The sequence below is a fragment of the Planomonospora parontospora genome (assembly GCA_014647935.1).
Lineage (GTDB): Bacteria > Actinomycetota > Actinomycetes > Streptosporangiales > Streptosporangiaceae > Planomonospora > Planomonospora parontospora.
Genome location: BMQD01000007.1, coordinates 1 through 17,320, shown reverse-complemented (window position 1 = coordinate 17,320; position 17,320 = coordinate 1). Strand labels below are relative to the sequence as shown.

16 protein-coding genes and 1 pseudogene are annotated in these 17,320 nt (G+C 73.8%); 4 read left to right on the top strand and 13 right to left on the bottom strand.

The window, feature by feature from the left end; genetic code table 11:
- Positions 1-397 precede the first annotated feature (397 nt).
- The 9 genes and pseudogenes from IEZ07_RS12760 to IEZ07_RS12720 form a co-directional block, all read right to left on the bottom strand.
- On the bottom strand, positions 398-1,492 hold the full coding sequence (locus IEZ07_RS12760) for a glycosyltransferase family 4 protein (RefSeq protein ID WP_191894960.1): 1,095 nt from the start codon (positions 1,490-1,492) through the stop codon (positions 398-400).
- Entirely contained in the window at positions 1,485-3,203 is a 1,719-nt protein-coding gene (murJ, locus tag IEZ07_RS12755; protein ID WP_191894959.1) for a murein biosynthesis integral membrane protein MurJ, read from the bottom strand. The genes IEZ07_RS12760 and murJ overlap by 8 nt, the downstream gene beginning before the upstream one ends.
- Entirely contained in the window at positions 3,200-4,066 is an 867-nt protein-coding gene (locus tag IEZ07_RS12750) for a hypothetical protein (protein ID WP_191894958.1), read from the bottom strand. Before IEZ07_RS12750 ends, murJ begins: the two co-directional genes overlap by 4 nt.
- Before the next feature lie 4 nt (positions 4,067-4,070).
- On the bottom strand, positions 4,071-5,108 hold the full coding sequence (locus tag IEZ07_RS12745; protein ID WP_191894957.1) for a copper transporter: 1,038 nt from the start codon (positions 5,106-5,108) through the stop codon (positions 4,071-4,073).
- Positions 5,105-6,316 carry a putative cytokinetic ring protein SteA gene (gene steA / locus IEZ07_RS12740; protein ID WP_068898997.1) on the bottom strand — a complete coding sequence of 404 codons (1,212 nt, stop codon included), beginning with the start codon at positions 6,314-6,316 and terminating at the stop codon, positions 5,105-5,107. Before steA ends, IEZ07_RS12745 begins: the two co-directional genes overlap by 4 nt.
- 115 nt (positions 6,317-6,431) lie before the next feature.
- Entirely contained in the window at positions 6,432-8,144 is a 1,713-nt protein-coding gene (recN, locus tag IEZ07_RS12735) for a DNA repair protein RecN (RefSeq protein WP_191894956.1), read from the bottom strand.
- Positions 8,145-8,278: 134 nt separating this feature from the next.
- Positions 8,279-9,178: pseudogene (locus tag IEZ07_RS12730) on the bottom strand (NAD kinase); the annotation flags it as partial.
- A gap of 128 nt (positions 9,179-9,306) precedes the next feature.
- Positions 9,307-10,125, bottom strand: coding sequence for a TlyA family RNA methyltransferase (locus IEZ07_RS12725; protein WP_191894954.1), 819 nt, complete (start codon positions 10,123-10,125; stop codon positions 9,307-9,309).
- A complete protein-coding gene (locus tag IEZ07_RS12720; protein WP_191894953.1) occupies positions 10,122-10,304 on the bottom strand; it encodes a hypothetical protein in 183 nt (60 codons plus the stop codon). The genes IEZ07_RS12725 and IEZ07_RS12720 overlap by 4 nt, the downstream gene beginning before the upstream one ends.
- Positions 10,305-10,750: 446 nt before the next feature.
- On the opposite strand from IEZ07_RS12720, the gene IEZ07_RS12715 reads away from it, so the two are divergent.
- On the top strand, positions 10,751-11,098 hold the full coding sequence (locus IEZ07_RS12715; protein WP_191894952.1) for an SCP2 sterol-binding domain-containing protein: 348 nt from the start codon (positions 10,751-10,753) through the stop codon (positions 11,096-11,098).
- Between the two features lie 270 nt (positions 11,099-11,368).
- Here the strand turns inward: IEZ07_RS12715 and IEZ07_RS12710 are convergent, their stop codons facing one another.
- Both IEZ07_RS12710 and IEZ07_RS12705 read right to left on the bottom strand, forming a co-directional pair.
- The gene (locus IEZ07_RS12710) at positions 11,369-12,403 is read right to left on the bottom strand and encodes an HAD-IIA family hydrolase (RefSeq protein ID WP_191894951.1); all 1,035 of its coding nucleotides are present in this window, start codon (positions 12,401-12,403) and stop codon (positions 11,369-11,371) included.
- Positions 12,404-12,455: 52 nt separating this feature from the next.
- On the bottom strand, positions 12,456-12,896 hold the full coding sequence (locus tag IEZ07_RS12705) for a tetratricopeptide repeat protein (protein ID WP_191894950.1): 441 nt from the start codon (positions 12,894-12,896) through the stop codon (positions 12,456-12,458).
- Positions 12,897-13,006: 110 nt separating this feature from the next.
- Between IEZ07_RS12705 and IEZ07_RS12700 the strand changes: the two genes are divergently transcribed.
- Positions 13,007-14,359 carry a DUF1015 family protein gene (locus IEZ07_RS12700; protein WP_191894949.1) on the top strand — a complete coding sequence of 451 codons (1,353 nt, stop codon included), beginning with the start codon at positions 13,007-13,009 and terminating at the stop codon, positions 14,357-14,359.
- A gap of 111 nt (positions 14,360-14,470) precedes the next feature.
- Here the strand turns inward: IEZ07_RS12700 and IEZ07_RS12695 are convergent, their stop codons facing one another.
- On the bottom strand, positions 14,471-14,827 hold the full coding sequence (locus IEZ07_RS12695; protein WP_275413808.1) for a single-stranded DNA-binding protein: 357 nt from the start codon (positions 14,825-14,827) through the stop codon (positions 14,471-14,473).
- Positions 14,828-14,958: 131 nt separating this feature from the next.
- On the opposite strand from IEZ07_RS12695, the gene IEZ07_RS12690 reads away from it, so the two are divergent.
- Positions 14,959-15,885 (top strand): MBL fold metallo-hydrolase, encoded by a 927-nt coding sequence (locus IEZ07_RS12690; RefSeq protein WP_191894948.1) that lies wholly within the window; start codon positions 14,959-14,961, stop codon positions 15,883-15,885.
- 56 nt (positions 15,886-15,941) lie between these two features.
- On the opposite strand, the gene IEZ07_RS12685 is transcribed toward IEZ07_RS12690, so the two are convergent.
- Entirely contained in the window at positions 15,942-16,937 is a 996-nt protein-coding gene (locus tag IEZ07_RS12685) for a hypothetical protein (RefSeq protein ID WP_191894947.1), read from the bottom strand.
- Positions 16,938-16,940: 3 nt separating this feature from the next.
- On the opposite strand from IEZ07_RS12685, the gene IEZ07_RS12680 reads away from it, so the two are divergent.
- The coding region (locus IEZ07_RS12680; protein ID WP_301549320.1) for a hypothetical protein at positions 16,941-17,320 on the top strand (380 nt) is incomplete at its 3' end.

Below are 17,320 nucleotides of genomic sequence, written 5' to 3'. Positions count from 1 at the left end.
TAACCCTCCGGCGCGCATGGCTGAATGCCGGAGGTCTCTCCCGCCCGGCACGGATCGCATCTGCAGATCACGCGTGGACCGACAGCCCCGGGGGCCTCGTGGATCGAGGCGGCACCGTGATGACGAGACTGTCACGAAGGGATACTCCCCCCCTAACCAAGCCAGTATAAGGATCCGGCTGGGTGGCACCTAATCCAACCCATGAGCAGGGAGGATTGTTCCCGGTTTCTTGAAATTCGCCCGTTTCGAGCGCCACTCTTGAGAGCCTCCGCCCCGGCTCCCCGGCCGCTCCTCCGCCCGGGCTCCGATCGACACCACAGCCCGCGGCGGACCTCCGGCGCCGCGTCCAGCGCTCCTGTCGACGCCACGACCCGCGGCAGACTTCCAGCGCCTCCTGTCAACGCCACGACCCCCGGTAGACCTCCAGCGCCGCGTCCAGCGCCTCCTGCTCCCCCGGCAGTTCGCGGCCCCGCCGGACGGCCTTCCCTGCCAGCCTGCGGGCGAGCCCGTCGTCGCCGAGCACCCGGGCGACCGCGTCGGCGAGCGCGGCGGCGTCGCCGTACGGCACCAGCAGCCCGCCCTCACCGACCATCCCGGGGATCCCCCCGACGGCGGTGGCGACCACCGGCGTGCCCGACCGCAACGCCTCCTGCACGCTCAGCGGCTGCCCCTCCCACCTGCTGGGCACGACGAGCGCCCGCGCCACGCCGAGCAGGTCGGCCACGTCGTCCCGGTTGCCCAGCAGCCGCACCGGCAGCCCCTCCCGGTCGATCCGCCGCTGCAGCCCCTCCCGGAGCGGCCCGTCGCCCGCGACGAGGAACAGCGCCTGCGGCGACGGGCCGGAGGCGAGGCGGGCCACCGCGTCGAGGAGCGTCTCCAGCCCTTTCTGCTGGGCCAGCCTGGCGACGGTCAGGAAGACCGGCAGGTCCCCCGCGCCGAGTCCCGCCCGGACCTCCTCCGGTGACCGTCCCGAGGCGGCCAGGACCGGTGCGGGGACCACGGCCGCCGTGACCCGCCGGGCCCCCAGCGCGGTCATCCGCTCCCCCAGGTCGGGCGAGACCGCCAGGACCCGGTCGGCGCGGCGGGCGACGATCGTCTCCAGCACCCGGTAGACCGCGCCGATCGCGCCTCCGGCCGTGGCGGCGTTGTGCAGGGTCACCGCCAGGGGCGTGCCGGTCCCGCTCAGGGCCAGCGCCGCCAGTGCGCCCGCCCGCAACCCGTGCGCGTGCACGGCGTCCGCCCCCCGCAGTCCCCGCAGTGCCCGTACGGCCCGCAGGTCCCCGCCCGGGCGCGGCCGGTCGGAGATCGGCACCGGCACGAACCTGGCACCGAGCCGCGCGAACCCGAAGACCGCGTCCGTATCGGGCGGCCCGGCCACCACCACCCGGCAGCCCCGGCCGAGCAGCCCGCCGGCCAGCATCGCCACATGCCGCCCGACCCCGCCCGCGCTGGTCCCCAGCACGAGCGCCACCCGCGTCCCCGTCTCAGCCATCGGCCCGTTCCCTCCCGTCTCCGCAGGGCGCCCCGCCCGCGGACCGTCCACCCGCCGCACCCGGCTCGCCGCCGCGTGACTTCCCGACTCCGGGCAGCCGGGCGAGCAGTGCCCTGGCGTCCGGCCCGTCGACCGCCGCGGCCACGGCGGCGAACGCCGCCACGGCAGCCAGCGCGGCCCCGGTCCCGGTGAGCAGGCACATCCACTTCGGCACGTCATCGAAGGCCGTCGCCACGGCCAGCCCGGCGCCGTACCCTGCGCCCCCGCCCGCCAGCGCGGCGAGCAGCGCGCGCCACGTCCCGGCGAGCGCCGCGGCTCCTCGGGCTCGCAGCACCGCGCCGGCCAGCAGCACGCCGCCCGCGGTCATCCCGACCGTGCTGCCCAGCGCCAGCCGCCCCACCACGTCGGCCGGGTCCTCCGCCGTGCTCGCGAGCACGATCTGCGCGACCAGCGCCACGGCCCATCCCGCCACCGAGGCGAGGGCCGCCGACCGGCCCCGGCCGCAGGCGTACAGCACCCGGGCCAGGTGGAACACCAGCGCGTAGCCGATCAGCCCCGGCGCGAACAGCGCCACGGCCTCCGCCATCTCCCCCGGTCTCCCGCCCTCACCGCCCGGGGTGTCCTCCAGGAAGAGCCGGGAGACGGGCAGCGCGACCGCGGCCATCACGCCCGCCGACAGCCCCATCGCCAGCACGATGGTCCGCGTGGTGGAGGCGGCCAGCGCGTCGAAGCCCGCACGGTCCCCGTCGGCCGCGCGCACGGACAGCGTGGGGAAGGAACTGGTCGCCACCGGTACGGCGAGCACCGCGAACGGCAGCTGGTACAGCGCCCAGGCGTAGGTGTAGAAGGTGATCCTGCCCTCTCCGCCGAACTCGTTGGTGAGCACGACCACGACGGTCAGCGCGACCTGCTGGGCGACGAGCACCGCGAGACCGGCCGTGGCCAGCCGCCTGGCCTGGGCGGCCACGCCCGGCGGGAAGGAGAGCGCCGGGCGCAGCCGGAGCCGGAGCCGGGCCACCGGGCCGATCACGGTCAGCACCATCACGGCGGCCGCCGCCGTCGCCCCGAGCGAGAGGGTCAGCTCCCCGGCCGGGTCCAGCGCGCCCAGGTTCCCGGCCGCGTCCCCGTCGAACCGGGCGAACAGCAGGTGCGAGGCGACGATGACCAGGCTGGAGACCAGCGGCGCGAGAGCGGGTCCCATGAAGCGCCGGTGCGCCTGGAGCACGCCGTACAGGACGACGGCGAGCCCGAAGAAGATCACCCGGGGGGCGAAGACGACCAGCATGCGCGTGCCGACCTCGACGACCTGCGCGGCGTCGCAGCCCTCCGGCAGCCTGACCAGCAGGGCGACGACCGGCCCGGCGAGCACCGCGACCAGCAGGGTCAGCGGCACCAGGGCCAGCATCGTCCAGGTGAGCAGCACCGAGGTGATCCGTCCGACCTCCGCCCTGGCCCGGGGATCGTCACCGGACCGGGCGGCCGCCGAGGCCAGCACCGGCACCACCATGCCCGCCAGGGCGCCCCCCGCCACCAGTTCGAAGACGATGTTGGGCACGTAGTTGGCGGTGGTGTAGGCGGTGCCCAGGCACGCGTTGCCGACGGTGTGCGACTGGACGTAGTACCTGCCGAAGCCGGCGATCCGGGCCGCGACGGTCACCGCTCCGATGAGGAGCGCCGCTCCCGCGACCCCCTGACCGATCCTCGTGGTCATCGGTGGCCGGGCGCCTGCTCCACGGGGCGGCGGCCGAGCATGTCGATCCTGTGGAGCACGGGGTTGCCCGCGATCACCCTGGTGAAGCTGATCTTCTCCGAGGCGGCGGTCAGCGCCACGACCGTGCCGAGCACGGCCAGGCGGCCCGGGCGGCCGAGGGTGACGGAGGCGGCCAGGCCGAGCAGCGCGCCCAGCGCGTTGGCCCCGGCGTCGCCCAGCATCGCCCGCTCACCCAGGTCCTCAGGCAGGAGCGCGGCGGCCGCGCCGAGCGAGAGCGCGGCCAGTCCGGCCCGGACGGGGTCGTCGCGCCGGACCGCGGCCGCGAGCAGCGGCGCGCCGCAGAGCAGCCCGACCTTGATCGCCCGGCCGGGGCGCAGGTCGAAGAGGTTGGCCAGGTTCGCGCTCCCGGCGACCAGCGCGCCGTTGACCGCCGTGTCGGCGCCGCCCCGGGAGGTCAGCGCGGCGGCGGCCAGGCCGGTCGCGCCGATCCCGATGATCTTCACAGCGCCGCTGGTGACCTCGCCCTTGGACAGGGCGGTCAGGTGGCCCTTGAAGCCCTTGGAGGACGTCACCCCGTACAGGTCGTCGTAGCCGCCGAACCCGCCGCCGCCCGCGACGGCCAGCAGCGCGGCCGCGCGCAGCCGTACCGGGAACCCCGGGAGCACCGCGGCCGCCGCGCCCGCGCCCGCGACGAACGCGGGCCCTTCGAGCAGCGTGATCGGCTCGCCCCGGTGGTTGGTCCGGTTCCAGGTCTCCGCGTCGCCGACCGGCGGCCTGCGGGTGAACGCCGCATAGGCGGCCCGGGCCGCCGCGGCGCCGAGCACGGCACCGGCGAGGGCTCCGAGAAGAGCGCGACGAGCCATCGGATCATCCTCCGGAATCGGCGGTGGGGGGCGGGGAGGCCGACGGCACCGGGGTCGGCGCGGTCGGCTCGAAGGCCGAGGCGCCGGTGCCGATGCCGTACTGGCCGACGCCGCCGGCCAACTGCTCCCGCAGAGCGTAGACCACCACGACCCGGCCCGCGGGCATATCGGCGGTGTCCACGCTGGAGACCTTCTCCGCGGCCACGGCGTTCTCACGCAGTGCGGCCAGGGCCCCGCCGGCCGTGGTGGCGGCCGCGGTGCCGGTCAGCACGCTCCCCCGGGAACCCTCGTCCAGGCCGAGCGCCGTCGCCGCGATCGCGTCCGCCTGCGCGGCCGCGCTCTCCCCGGCGTACGGCTCCGCGGGCGCGATCAGCACCGCCGCGCCCGCCAGGAAGAGCCGCCCCTCCGGCGCCGCGGAGGCCTCCCGGCCGTCGGCCGCGGGCGTGGCGGCCGTCCCGGTGACGCTGAGCAGCCCCGCGCGCTCGAAGGCGTCGAGGATCCCTCCCGCCTCCGGGTTCTCCTTGCCCGTCTGGGTGGGATCGGCGGTCACGATCGCGCTGGCCAGCACCGCCGCGGCCTTGTCGTACGGCGTGTCCTCGGCGGGGAAGACCACGCTCGCCGGCTTGACCGCGAGGGCGAGCCGGTCGACGAAGCCCGACTGCTCGGCGTCGACGTACTTCTCGGTGAGGGTGACCCGGCCGGTCACCGTCGCCCCGGCGTCGGAGATCGTCTGCTGCACCGCGTCGCGGACGGCCGCGGTGGCGCCGGGGGCCTCGACGATCACGACGCTCTGCCCGGCCAGCCCGCCCCGGACCAGCTCGGGGGTCCGGGCGGCGGCGAAGGCGTCGTTTCCGGCCTCGCGCTTGCGCAGGACGTCCAGCTGGTCGCGGAGCTCGGTGTTGCCCTTGCTGAGCTGGTCGGCGAGGGTCTCGGCCGTCTTGATGGCCGGCTCCTCCAGCAGGGTGGTGCCCAGCACGATGCCGACCGAGAGCGCGAGGAAGATCGCGACGATGGAGACGAGGTGATAGCGGAAATCGATCACGAGAAGAGTCCGACCAGCCAGAAGGTGAAGCTGCTCCAGACGTCGCGGAGGCTGTCGATCCAGATCTTGCCCACCGGGGAGACGAAGATCGCTACCCCCATGGTGATCAGCGTGGTGGCGACGAGCAGGAGCAGGGACGGAGTAGAGATCCGGCTGCGGTAGAGCCGGCTGACGCCCTTCGCGTCGATGAGCTTGCTGCCCACCCGCAACCGGGTGAGGAAGGTGCTGGCCATGCCGGACCGTCCCTTGTCCAGGAACTCCTCCAGCGTCCAGTGGGTGCCGACGGCGACGAGCAGCTCGGCGCCCTTGTCGTCGGCGATCAGCATCGCGATGTCCTCGCTGGTCCCGATCGCCGGGAAGACCACGGCCTCGCGCCCGAGCTGCTCGACCCGCTCCAGGCCCGGCGCCCGGCCGTCCCGGTAGGCGTGCACGACCAGCTCCGCGCCGCACGACAGCGCCTTGGCGGAGACCGAGTCGAAGTCACCGACGATGACGTCCGGCATGTAGCCGGCCTCCAGCAGCGCGTCGGCGCCGCCGTCGACGCCGATCATCACGGGGCGGTACTCCCGGATGTAGGGGCGCAGGGCCGCGATGTCCTCCTTGTAGTGGTAGCCGCGGACCACGATGAGGACGTGGCGCCCCTCCATGTCGGTCCGGATGTCGGGCACGCCGACCCCGTCGATGAGCAGGTCCCGCTCACGGCGGACGTACTCCATGGTGTTCGCGGCGAACGCCTCGATCTGGACGGTCAGGCCGGCCCGCGCCTCGGCCATCGCGGCCTCGACGGACTCGGCCGTCTGCACCTCGCCCTTGCCCACGAGCTCGTCGTCGAGGTAGACCGCGCCCTCGTGCAGGCGGACCAGATCGCCGTCCTTGATCCGCTCGAACAGCTCGGAGGTGGCGTTGTCGACGAACGGCACGCCCGCCTCGATGATGATCTGCGGCCCCATGTTGGGGTAGCGGCCGCTGATGCCCGCGGCGACGTTGACCACGCCCGCCGCGCCGCACGCGACAAGCGCCTCCGCGCTCACCCGGTCGACGTCCACGTGATCGATGATTGCGATCTCCCCGGCCTGGAGGCGTTTTGTCAGCCTCTTGGTCCGCCGGTCGATCCTCGCCACTGCCGTCACCCCGGGAAGGTCCGTGACCTTCCTGCGGCGGAGGTATCCGTTGAGCCTGCGTTGCAGCCCGTCAGTCGGAACCTTCATCGTGTCCATCCTGCCAGAGGGAGAGAGCGGGAGAGTCCCGTACCGGGCGGCGTGTCAACCCCGGCGCCGCGCGCCGCCGTCCGGGCGCGCCCGCCCGGACGTGCGGACGGACCGCTCATTCCTTGGCCGCGGCCGCCGCGGCCAGCAGTTCCTCGGCGTGCGCCCGGCCGAGCTCGGAGTCCTCCAGACCCGCCAGCATGCGGGAGAGCTCGCGGATCCGGCCGTCCCGGTCCAGGGCCACCACGCCGCTGCGCACCACGCTGCCGTCGTCGGCCTTCTCCACGACCAGGTGCTGGTCGGCGAAGGCCGCGACCTGCGGCAGGTGTGTGACCACTATCACCTGCGCGGTGCGGGCGAGGTGGGCCAGCCGCCGCCCGATCTCGACCGCGGCCTTGCCGCCGACCCCCGCGTCGACCTCGTCGAACACGAACGTCGGCACCGGGTCGGCACCGGCGAACACCACCTCGATGGCCAGCATGACACGGCTCAGCTCACCGCCCGAGGCCCCCTTGTTGAGCGGCAGCGGCGGCGACGCCGGATGCGGGGACATGCGCAGCTCGACCTCGTCCACGCCCTGCGGGCCGAAGTCGGCCGCCTGGCCGATCTCGACCACGACGCGCGCGTGCGGCATGGCCAGGGCGGTGAGCTCCTCGGTGACGGCTCGTCCGAACCGCTCGGCGGCGGCCCTGCGGATCCGGGTCAGCTCGGCGGCCAGCTCGGTCAGGCGGCCGGTGAGCTCCTCCTGCTCGCGGGTGAGGTCGCCGATCCGGTCGTCGTCGCCCTCCAGCTCGGCCAGGCGGCGCGCGGCCTGCTCGGCCCAGCCGAGCACTGCGGCGGTGTCCTCGCCGTACTTGCGCACCAGGTGGGTGAGGACGGCCCGGCGCTCCTGGACGGCCGCCAGCCGCGCCGGATCGGCCTCGATCGACTCGGCGTAGCCGGCCAGTTCCGTGGCGATGTCGGAGATGAGGTAGCCGGCCTCGGCGAGCCGGTCGGCGAGCCCGGCCAGCGCCGGGTCGAAGTCGCGGACCGCGTCGACCGCGGCGCGCGCCTGCCCGACCAGCGAGGCGGCGTCCTGCACGGCCTGCTCGGCGGACATGGGGTCGCCGAGCAGCGCGGTGTGCGCCGTCTCCGCGGCGGTCCTGAGCGCGTCGGCGTGGGAGAGCCGCTCCTCCTCCTCCAGCAGGCCGGCGTCCTCCCCCGGCTTGGGATCGGCCTTCTCGACCTCCTCCAGCCCGAACCTGAGCAGGTCGGCCTCCTGGCTGCGCTCCCTGGCCCTGGTGGTGAGCTCGGCCAGCTGCTCGGCGACCTCCCGGTGCCGCTTGTAGGCCTGCTCGTAGGCGCGCAACGGCTTGACCAGCTCGTCACCGGCGTAGCGGTCGAGCGCGGCGCGCTGGCGGCCCGGCTGCAGCAACCGCTGCTGGTCCATCTGCCCGTGCACGGCCACCAGGTCTTCGGCCAGGTAGGTGAGCGTGCCCACCGGAACGCCGCGCCCGCCCAGCCAGGCCCGGCTGCGGCCCTCGGCGGAGACCGTGCGCGAGACGATCAGCTCGCCGTCCTCGACCACGCCGCCGAGGTCCTCGACCTGCTGGGCCACCCGGCCCCGCGGGTCGACCACGAGGGTGCCCTCGACGGTGGCCTTGTCGGCCCCGGGACGGACGCGGGCGGGGTCGGCCCGGCCGCCGAACAGCAGCCCGAGACCGGTCACCACCATGGTCTTGCCCGCACCGGTCTCACCGGTGACCACGGTGAATCCCGGCGACAACGCCAGGACGGCCTCGTCGATCACGCCGAGCCCCTGGATGCGGACCTCCTCGACCCTGGGTCGCACTGGTCCCTCCCGTCACATCGAATCGACCGAACATCAGTGCGGTGCGCGGGCACGATCCTACGCGCTCGCACCTGCCACCGCCCGGACGCGCGACCCCGGGGCCGCGCGGCAGAACATGGGTCCGCGGACGGACTCTAGGGCCTCGTACGGCCGCGCCACCCCTGGACGGGGAGGTCGAACTTGGCCACCAGCCGATCGGTGAACGGCGCCCCGGTGTCCTCCACACCGTGCAGCCGGGCGAGCCGTACCGGCACCTCGCCCCGGCGGACCTCGACCCTGGCCCCGGCGGGCAGGTCGAACCGGCGGCGGCCGTCGCACCACAGCACCGCGCCCGCGGTCTGCGGCTGGATCTCCAGCGCCAGGGCGGAGCGGGGCGAGACCACCAGCGGCCGGGCGAACAGCGCGTGCGCGCTGATCGGCACCAGCAGCAACGCCTCCACCTCGGGCCAGACGACCGGCCCTCCGGCGGAGAACGCGTACGCGGTCGAACCGGTCGGCGTGGCGCAGATGACCCCGTCGCACCCCCACCGCGACAGCGGCCGCCCGTCTATCTCGGCGACCACCTCGAGCATGCGCTCGCGCTTCTCCACGGTGGCCTCGTTCAGCGCCCACGTGTCGGCCAGCACCTGCCCGTTGAGGCGGGCGGTGACCTCGATCGTCATCCGCTCCTCGACGTCGTAGCGCCCCTGCACCACGCAGTCCACCGCCGCCGCCAGGTCCTCCACCTCGGCCTCGGCGAGGAAGCCCACGTGCCCGAGATTGACCCCGAGCAGCGGGACCCCGGCCGGGCGGGCCAGCTCGGCGGCCCGCAGGAGACTGCCGTCTCCGCCGAGGACGATCATCATCTCGGCGTCCTGGATCGCGGACAGGCCCGCGGGCACCACGTCGACCCCCGGGCAGGCGACGGCCTCCGCCTCGGCGCCGAGCACGCGCACGGTCAGGCCCGCCTCGACGAGCCGGCCGATCACCATCCGGGCGCTGTCGACGGCGGCCTCCCGCCCCGTGTGGGCGGTGACGAGCACGGTGCGCTTCGACGCCGCGACCCGTCCTGCGGAGGACCCGGACGAGGACCCGGATGAGGACCCGGCCGCCTGCGCCGCCCGAGAGCCGGCCGACTGCCCCGTCCCGGGAGTCGCCGGGGGCCCGGCCTGGGGCCGCGCGGTCACTGCGGACCCTCCGCCACCGCGCGCGCGATCTCCGCGTCGATGTCCTCCACCGGCGGAGCGCCCTCCCCCTTGCCCAGCCAGATCACGTACTCGACGTTGCCCGAGGGGCCCGGGAGGGGGCTGGCGGTGACGCCCCGCACGACCAGGCCGAGCGCCCGCGCGGCCCCGGCGACGTCCCGTACGGCCTGCGCGCGCAGCACCGGGTCGCGGACGACGCCGCCCGCGCCGACCCGCTCCCTGCCGACCTCGAACTGCGGCTTGACCAGCATCGCGAAGTCCGCCTCCGGGGCGGCGCAGGCGGCCAGGGCGGGCAGCACCAGCCGCAGGGAGATGAACGACAGGTCGCCGACGACCAGCGTGGGGGCCTCGCCGACCATCTCGGGCGTCAGGTCCCTGACGTTGACCCGCTCCATGACCGTGACCCGCTCGTCGGTCCTGAGCGACCAGGCGAGCTGGCCGTACCCGACGTCGACGGCGAGCACGTGCGCCGCGCCTTCGCGCAGCAGCACGTCGGTGAACCCGCCGGTCGACGCGCCGGCGTCCAGGCAGCGCCGCCCCCGGACGCGCAGCCCCTCCGGGCCGAACGCCGCCAGCGCCCCGACGAGCTTGTGCGCGCCCCGCGAGACGTAGTCGGGTCCCTCCTCCGCCTCGGTGACCACGATCGCCGAGGCGGTGTCGACCTGCGTGGCGGGCTTGGCCGCCGTCCGGCCTCCGACGGTGACCCGGCCCGCCTCGATGAGCTGGGCCGCCTGCTCACGGGAGCGGGCCAGCTTCCGGCGGACGAGCTCGCTGTCGAGACGTGCCCGCCGGCTCATCGGGAACCGCCCTGGGCGTCGTCCGCCGAGGCGAGCGCGTCCTCCAGCCCGGCGAGGACCTCCTCGAACACGCCCACGTGCGCCGCCACCGGCACGTCGCCGAGCACGGCGAGGCCCCGCAGCGCGGTGTCCACCCGTTCGTCCCCGGTCTGCTCCGAGAGATCCCGCAGGTCCGTCATGCGCCCCCTCCGGAGGTGCTCTTCGCCGTCGCGGCGCCCTTCCGGGCACACCGGGACGGGGAGATCCGGCCGGCGAGCCGGTAATCGATCACATGTTCGATCGACACAACCATACCTCCTCGATCACCGCGGCACGGGCGGTTCCCGGGAGGCCGGATCCCGCCCCCGGGTCCCGGCCGGAGCCCGCCCGTCCGCGCTCCGCCGCGCGGGCGGAGCGGATCGGGCCTACCCGAACCGAGCCGCCCGCGAACTATCGCGCATGCCCCGCTCGTTGTCATCCCGACGGAGCCGCCGGCCGCTCCCGCGTCCCGCGACGGCCCGGGCGGGGACGGGCCGGTCCCCGGCGCGCCCGCCGCCCCGGATCGCGCACCGCGTCCATGTGGAACGCTACCGTCCATAGGGAATGGGATCCGGGCCGGTCCTCAAGGAGAAAGGAGCGCCACTCGATGGCGACCATCGACGAGTGCCGGGCGGCACTTCGGAAGCTCGGCGAGCAGTTCGACGAGATCGCCCCGGAGGACCGCGCGAAGCATGTGGTCGAGCGCACCATCAGCTGCCACGTCAGCGACCTGGGAGTCACCTTCCACGGCCGCATCCACCACGGCGGCCTCGGCCCCTTCGATGACGGCCCTCCGGCCGACGGCGCCTCCCCCGCGGTGAAGCTGACCATCGGCAGCGACGACCTGGTCGCGCTCGTCAACGGCGAGCTCGACATGGGACGCGCCGTCTTCGGCGGACGGGTCAAGATCGACGCCAGCTTCGGCGACCTCATGCGCCTCCGCAAACTCCTCTGAGCACCCGTATGGCCCGGCGGCCCGGGGAGCGTCCGGGCACCCGGGGAGCGTCCGGGCACCCGGGAATCGTCCGGACACCCGGGGGCCGGACGGTCTGATCCCCGGCCGTCCGGTCGGCAGGGGTTCGGACGGTCCGGTCCCGGTGGGCCGGTCGGCCGGTCCCCTGCGCGCCCCGGGTGATCCGGCTGACCCGGGTGGTCCGAGCGGCCCGGCGTGCACAGGAGACCCGAGCCGCCCGGAACCGCGGGGTCGATCTCCCGGAATCCCGGCTCACCCGCGCAGACCGGGCCCCCCGGAGAGCGCGTCGCCCCGGAGCAGGGAGGCGAGCACGTCCTTCACCGCGTCCTCATCCGCCCGCTCGTCCCCGGCGGCCTCCCACGCGGCGGCACAGGCCGCCCGCAGCCCGTCGGAGGGCTCGCCCCCGCCCTCCAGCCGGAGCCTCCCCCCGGCCCACCGGGCGGCCCAGCCCGCACAGGTCCATCCTCCGCCGTCCCGTCCCGGGGCGGTGTACGGCCGGTGCAGCGCGGACAGGTCGGCGGCGAGGTAGGTGGGCCGCTGCCCGGGCCCGGCGGTCAGCAGGTCGAGGGGGCCCGCGACGCCGGTCAGCACCAGCAGGCTGTCCACCCCGGCGTTGCGGGCCCCCTCGATGTCGGTGTCGAGCCGGTCTCCGACCACGAGCGGCCGGGCCGCACCGGTCCGGATCATCGATTCACGGTGCAGCGGCGGCTCCGGCTTCCCGGCGACGATCGGCTCCACCCCCGTCGCGGCGGCGATCACCCGCGTCATCGCGCCGTTGCCCGGCAGCTCTCCCCGGCCGGTCGGCATGGTCGAGTCCGCGTTCGCGGCGACGAACAGGGCCCCCCGCCGTACGGCCAGCGCGCCCTCCGACAGCAGGCCGTAGGAGAGGTCGGGCGCGATGCCCTGCACCACCGCCGTCGGCTCCTCCAGGGCGGTGCTGACCGGGCGCAGGCCGTGGGCGCGCAGTGCGGCACGCAGCCCCATGCCCCCCACCACCAGGACCGCCGACCCCGGGGCGACCCGCTCGGCGACCAGCCGCGCCGCCGCCTGCGCCGAGGTGACGACGTCGGCGGGCGTCGCGGGGGCGCCGAGCTCGCTCAGGTGACCGGCGATCGCGGCGGGGGTGCGGGAGGCGTTGTTGGTGACGTAGGCGAGCCGTACGCCGCGTCCCTCCGCCCGCCGCAGAGCCTCCGGGGCCCCGGGCACTGCGCTCCGGCCGAGGTACACGACCCCGTCCAGGTCCAGCAGGAGGGTGTCATAGGCGTCGATCAGCGTCTGTGAGTCCACCGGATCATTCCACCATCCGCCCCGGCCGCGCCCCTCAGGGGTTCGTTCCCGGTCACGTCCGGCGGGCGCGCAGCGTCGCGCGGACGCTCTTCAGCGCCGAGACGTAATGGCGCTGGTCGGGCCGCATCGCGACGGCGATGGCCAGCGGCTCCTGGGCGGCCTCCATGTCCCCGGTCCGCCACAGGGCCAGGCCCAGTCCGAAGTAGGCGTAGTCCTCGGTCGGGTTGGCATCGACGATCCAGCGGAAACTGTCGACGGCCTCGGCGTAGCGCCTGGAGTTGAACTGGGCGCGGGCGAGCGCCTCGCGGATGCTCCGCGACTCGGGCTCGGCGTCGGCGGCGCGCTCCAGCAGCGCGGCGGCGGCCGCGGGGCTCCCCTCGGCCAGGAGTCTCATCCCGCGCTGGAACCACTCGTAGACGTTCCCCACCGGCGCACCCGCCTCGGATCCGAGGCCGGAATCGGGGGAATCAGACGGACCGCGTCCTTCGACCATTGCCAAGGCCTCCTTCATCGACAGGCGGCAGATCCGACCGATTTCCCTGGTGGGAGCGGCACCACCACACCCGCAGGGCGATATCCGGACGTTCCAGGCCTTATGGCAGCATGCCCCGTATGGCCAATCCTGAACTGCCGGTACCCGACGGACTGGTGCTGCGTCCGTTCCGCGGCGTGCGGTTCGCGGTCGACGATCTGGCCGAGGTGACCTCGCCGCCTTACGATCTCATCGCGGAGAACGACGTGCGCGAGCTTCTCGACTCCCACCCCAACAACGTCGTGCGGTTGATCCTTCCCGGAGCCGACCGCCACCGCTACGCCGAGGCCCGTGAGGTCCTCGGATCCTGGCTCTCCTCCGGGGTGCTGGTCGTCGACGCGGCACCCGCGGTGTACGTCTACGAGCAGACCGGGCAGGGGGTGCTCCAGCGAGGGCTCATCGGAGACGTGGGCCTGGCCGCCCCCGAGCAGCGGGTGATCCTGCCTCACGAGGACGTCATGCCCGGCCCGGTGGCCGACCGCCTCGCCCTCATGCGCACGACCGAGGCCAACCTGGAACCCATCTTCCTCCTTTACGAGGGCCGGGGCGGCGCTGCCACCCGTCTCGTCGACCGGGTCGCCGCCACCCGCCCGCCGCTGACCGAAGCCGAGACACGGGACGGGGTGCGCCACCGGCTCTGGGCCGTGACCGACCCCGCCGAGCTCTCCGAACTCGACGACGACCTGCGCGGCCGCAGCGCCCTCATCGCCGACGGTCACCACCGCTACGCCACCTACCGCGCACTGCAGGCGGAGCACCACGCGGCCGGCTCCCACACCGGGAGGGACGAGCCCGGGCCCTGGGACTTCGGCCTGGCCCTCCTGGTGGACGTCGAGGCCTACCCACCGGATCTGAAGGCCATCCATCGGGTCATCCCGGATCTGCCGCTCGGCGAGGCCGTGGCCCGCGCGAGAGGCGCCTGGCAGGTCCACGAGCACGCCGACCTGGCCAAGGGCCTCGCCGCGCTGGAGGAGGCCACCGGCCCCGCCTTCCTGCTGTCCGACGGAGGCCCCACGCACCTGCTCACCGATCCCGACCCCTGCCAGCTCGAGCACGCCATGCCCGCGGACCGCTCCGCCCGGTGGAGTGCGCTGAACACCTCGGTCCTCGCGGAGTTCCTGTTGCCGAAGGTCTGGGGGATGCAGGACGACGAGCACTCGGTGCGCATCGTGCACCACGACCCCGAGGCCGCGGTACGGCTCGCCCGTGACAGCGGGGGGACCGCCGTGCTGCTGAACCCCCTCGCGGTCGACGACGTGCTCGCCGTCGCCGCGCAGAACGAGCGGGTCCCGCGCAAGTCCACCTCCTTCGGCCCCAAGCCCCGCACCGGCCTGATCCTGCGCCTGCTCACCGCGCAGCCGGACCGGAGGCCCGAGCCTTCCGGAGAGGACGGGTCTCCCCCGCCGGGCGGCCCGCCCCGGTAGAGGGGCACGGGATCGGAGGAACCGGCCGACCGGTGTCGGAGCCCCGGCGATCAGATCTCCGCCGGTCGGCGCGCCGGTCGGCGGAGTGTCACCGTCACGGGACCGGAGGGTTCAGCTGCGAGCGGGGGCAGCCCCGGCGGAGACGCTCTCGTGCTGGTCGCAGGCCTCCGGGGGCCGATGTTCGAGCCGTCTCGCCGAACGGACCTCGACCTCGTAGCCGGATGCCTTCGCCCCGTCCTTCCCCCACCACCGGCGCCGCAGGGAGCCGACGACCTCGACCATGTCGTCGGGACTCCACCCGGTCACCGTCTCGACCACACCGGGCTCGAACGCCACGCACGGGATGGTGTCCACGCGGATGCCGCGCCCCTGCTGCTGCCGTCTCCGGACGACCAGCCGCCAGGTGCCGAACCTGGTGCCGCTCTGCAACGACCTGACCTGAACGGTCTCGGGCAGACGGCCCGCCAGGACGACCTCATTGCGACCATCGGATCCTCCTTCGATCTCTGCTGACCGAGGACGACTCTCTACGATGAGAATTGCGCCGGGATGGCCAGAAGGTCATTCTGGGGACGCCGGTTCCAGTTCTGAGGTGGCCTGTGGACAACATCACCGATCTTGGCGGGGACGTCTACGAGATCGATACGAGAATGGCCGGATACTCCGGTATAACGGCGGGTTACCTGATCCTCGGGGATCGTCCCTGCCTGGTGGAGACGGGGACCTCCACCTCGGCCCCGGTGGTCAGGGACGCCCTGACCTCGCTGGGGGTCGGTCCCCGCGATCTCGCGACGGTCGTCGTCACGCACATCCATCTGGACCACGCCGGCGGTGTCGGGGACATCGCGGGGTTCTACCCCGAGGCGGAGATCGTGGTGCACGAGAAAGGTGCGCGGCACCTCGCCGACCCGTCACGGCTCATGGCGAGCGCCCGGATGGTCTGGGGGGACAAGCTGGACGTCCTGTTCGGTGAGCTGTCCGCCACCGACGCCTCCCGGATCCGCGCGCTCGGCGACAGCGGATCCGTCGACCTCGGCAACGGCCGGGCCTTGCACAGCCACTACTCCCCCGGTCACGCCAAGCATCACGTGGGGCTCATCGACTCCGGCACCGGAGACCTCTACGTCGGAGACGCCGCGGGCGTCTACCTCCCGCAGACCGGCGACCTGCGTCCCGCCACCCCTCCACCGGACTTCGACCTGGACACCGCCCTGGACTCCATCGCGCTGTTCGAGGGCCTCCGCCCGCAGCGCCTGCTGTTCAGCCACTACGGCCCGGTCACGGACGTGGCGGAGACCCTGGGGCGTTCTGCGGAGGAACTCCGGATCTGGGTCGATCTGACCCGGCAGGCCCGCTCGGAGGGCATGGACCTGGACCATGCGGTGGCCATGGTCAGGGAACGCACGCAGGAGCGTTACGCGGCGCTCAGGAGCGACGACGCGACCGCCGAGCAGTTCGAACTGCTGAGTGGAGCCCCGTCCAACGTCGCCGGCATCATGCACTGGCTGGACCGGGTCCAGCCCTGAGACGCCGAATCGGTCGGGGGACGAACCGGGATGGTTCGCCCCCGACCGATCAAGGACTACTTCTTCCCGTCCTCGGCGTCCTTCTCGGCGCCCTCCTCGGCCTCGTGCTCGCCGCCCCGGTCGTCGTCGGCCTCGGCGGAGTCATCGAGGATGTCACCGAAATCAGGCTCGATGAAGGCCGGACCGACACCGGTCTCGGGCTTCTGCACGGCTTTCCGCTCCGTGGCGTCCTCCTCACGGGTCGGTTCCTCGACCGCGGGAGACTCCTCCTCCGCGATCTCGTCGATGACCCGCTCGTCGTCCCCGTCGAGATCGTCGTCATCTTCGATCTGCTCGTCCAGCACGCTGAAGCTCTCGAGCCCGATGTCCGTACCGTCCTCGGGGACCTCGTCGGCGTCCGCATCACGGGTCACACTGTCACGGGTCACGTCGGTCTCCGCGTCCTCTGAATCTGCAGAGCCCTCTTCACCGTCCTCTTCGAGGTCCTCGATGACGGCACCGGTGAGCTCGGCGTAACGCTCGGCTGCGTCGGTCTCGCCGTCCTCGTCGAAGGCCATCGCACGACCGAACCACTCCGTGGCCGCACCCTCGTGTCCCGCGTCCGCCAGGGCATCGGCGTAGGCGAAGGCCAGCCGCGCCGACCAGGGCTGAGGACGCTCGTCACGCAGCTCGGGCAGCCGCTGAAGGGTGATGACCGCAGCGTCCTTCTGGCCGAGATCCCGGCGCGCACCGGACTCCACGATGGCCATCTCGATCTTCCCCACCCGGTCGAGGCGCTCGGCCTCCTTGGAGCGGGCCAGATCGAGAGCCCGCTCCGGGCGTCCGAGACCGCGCTCGCAGTCCGCCATGATCGGCAGGAACGACTCCGACCCCGTCATCCGGCGAGCGGCACGCAGATCACTGAGCGCCTCCGCGAAATGCCCTGCCCGATAGGCGGCGATGCCGACGGCCTCGCGGATCACACCGATCCTGGCGGCGAAGCGGCGGGCGACCTTGGTGTGCTCGTACGCCTGCTCGGCGTCCTCCTCCCCGAGAGCCCGCTCCGCCGCCACCAGGTGACGGGAGATCAGATCGGCGAGGTCGAGGGGGAGAGAGCGCAGTTCCTCGCGAATCTCCTTGTCGAGCTCCTCGGCGGTGATGTCCGGAGCGAGCGGAGGCAGCTCCTCACGCTCTCGAGCCGGCGCCTCGTCGTTGCGGCGACCGCTCGGTTCATCACGGCTGTAACGGCTGCGGGAGCCGCCTTCACCGCGGAAGCCGCCGTCCCGGTCACCGTAAGGCCGACCGCCGGGACGGTCGTCCCGGTTGAACGGACGACGCTCCCCACCACGATCGTCCCGATCCCGATACCCGCCACCACGCGGCCGGTCATCCCGACCGAACGACGGACGATCCCCCCGGTCCCGCGAACCGTACTGCCCCCGCGCCTGATCCCGAT

What these genes read in the sequence shown, in the direction of transcription:
- IEZ07_RS12725 (WP_191894954.1), bottom strand. Translation starts at nt 10,125, where the DNA reads ATGAGCCGGCGGGCACGTCTCGACAGCGAGCTCGTCCGCCGGAAGCTG.
- IEZ07_RS12715 (WP_191894952.1), top strand. Translation starts at nt 10,751, where the DNA reads ATGGCGACCATCGACGAGTGCCGGGCGGCACTTCGGAAGCTCGGCGAG.
- murJ (WP_191894959.1), bottom strand. Translation starts at nt 3,203, where the DNA reads ATGACCACGAGGATCGGTCAGGGGGTCGCGGGAGCGGCGCTCCTCATC.
- IEZ07_RS12705 (WP_191894950.1), bottom strand. Translation starts at nt 12,896, where the DNA reads ATGGTCGAAGGACGCGGTCCGTCTGATTCCCCCGATTCCGGCCTCGGA.
- IEZ07_RS12700 (WP_191894949.1), top strand. Translation starts at nt 13,007, where the DNA reads ATGCCCCGTATGGCCAATCCTGAACTGCCGGTACCCGACGGACTGGTG.
- IEZ07_RS12720 (WP_191894953.1), bottom strand. Translation starts at nt 10,304, where the DNA reads ATGACGGACCTGCGGGATCTCTCGGAGCAGACCGGGGACGAACGGGTG.
- IEZ07_RS12750 (WP_191894958.1), bottom strand. Translation starts at nt 4,066, where the DNA reads ATGGCTCGTCGCGCTCTTCTCGGAGCCCTCGCCGGTGCCGTGCTCGGC.
- IEZ07_RS12760 (WP_191894960.1), bottom strand. Translation starts at nt 1,492, where the DNA reads ATGGCTGAGACGGGGACGCGGGTGGCGCTCGTGCTGGGGACCAGCGCG.
- steA (WP_068898997.1), bottom strand. Translation starts at nt 6,316, where the DNA reads ATGAAGGTTCCGACTGACGGGCTGCAACGCAGGCTCAACGGATACCTC.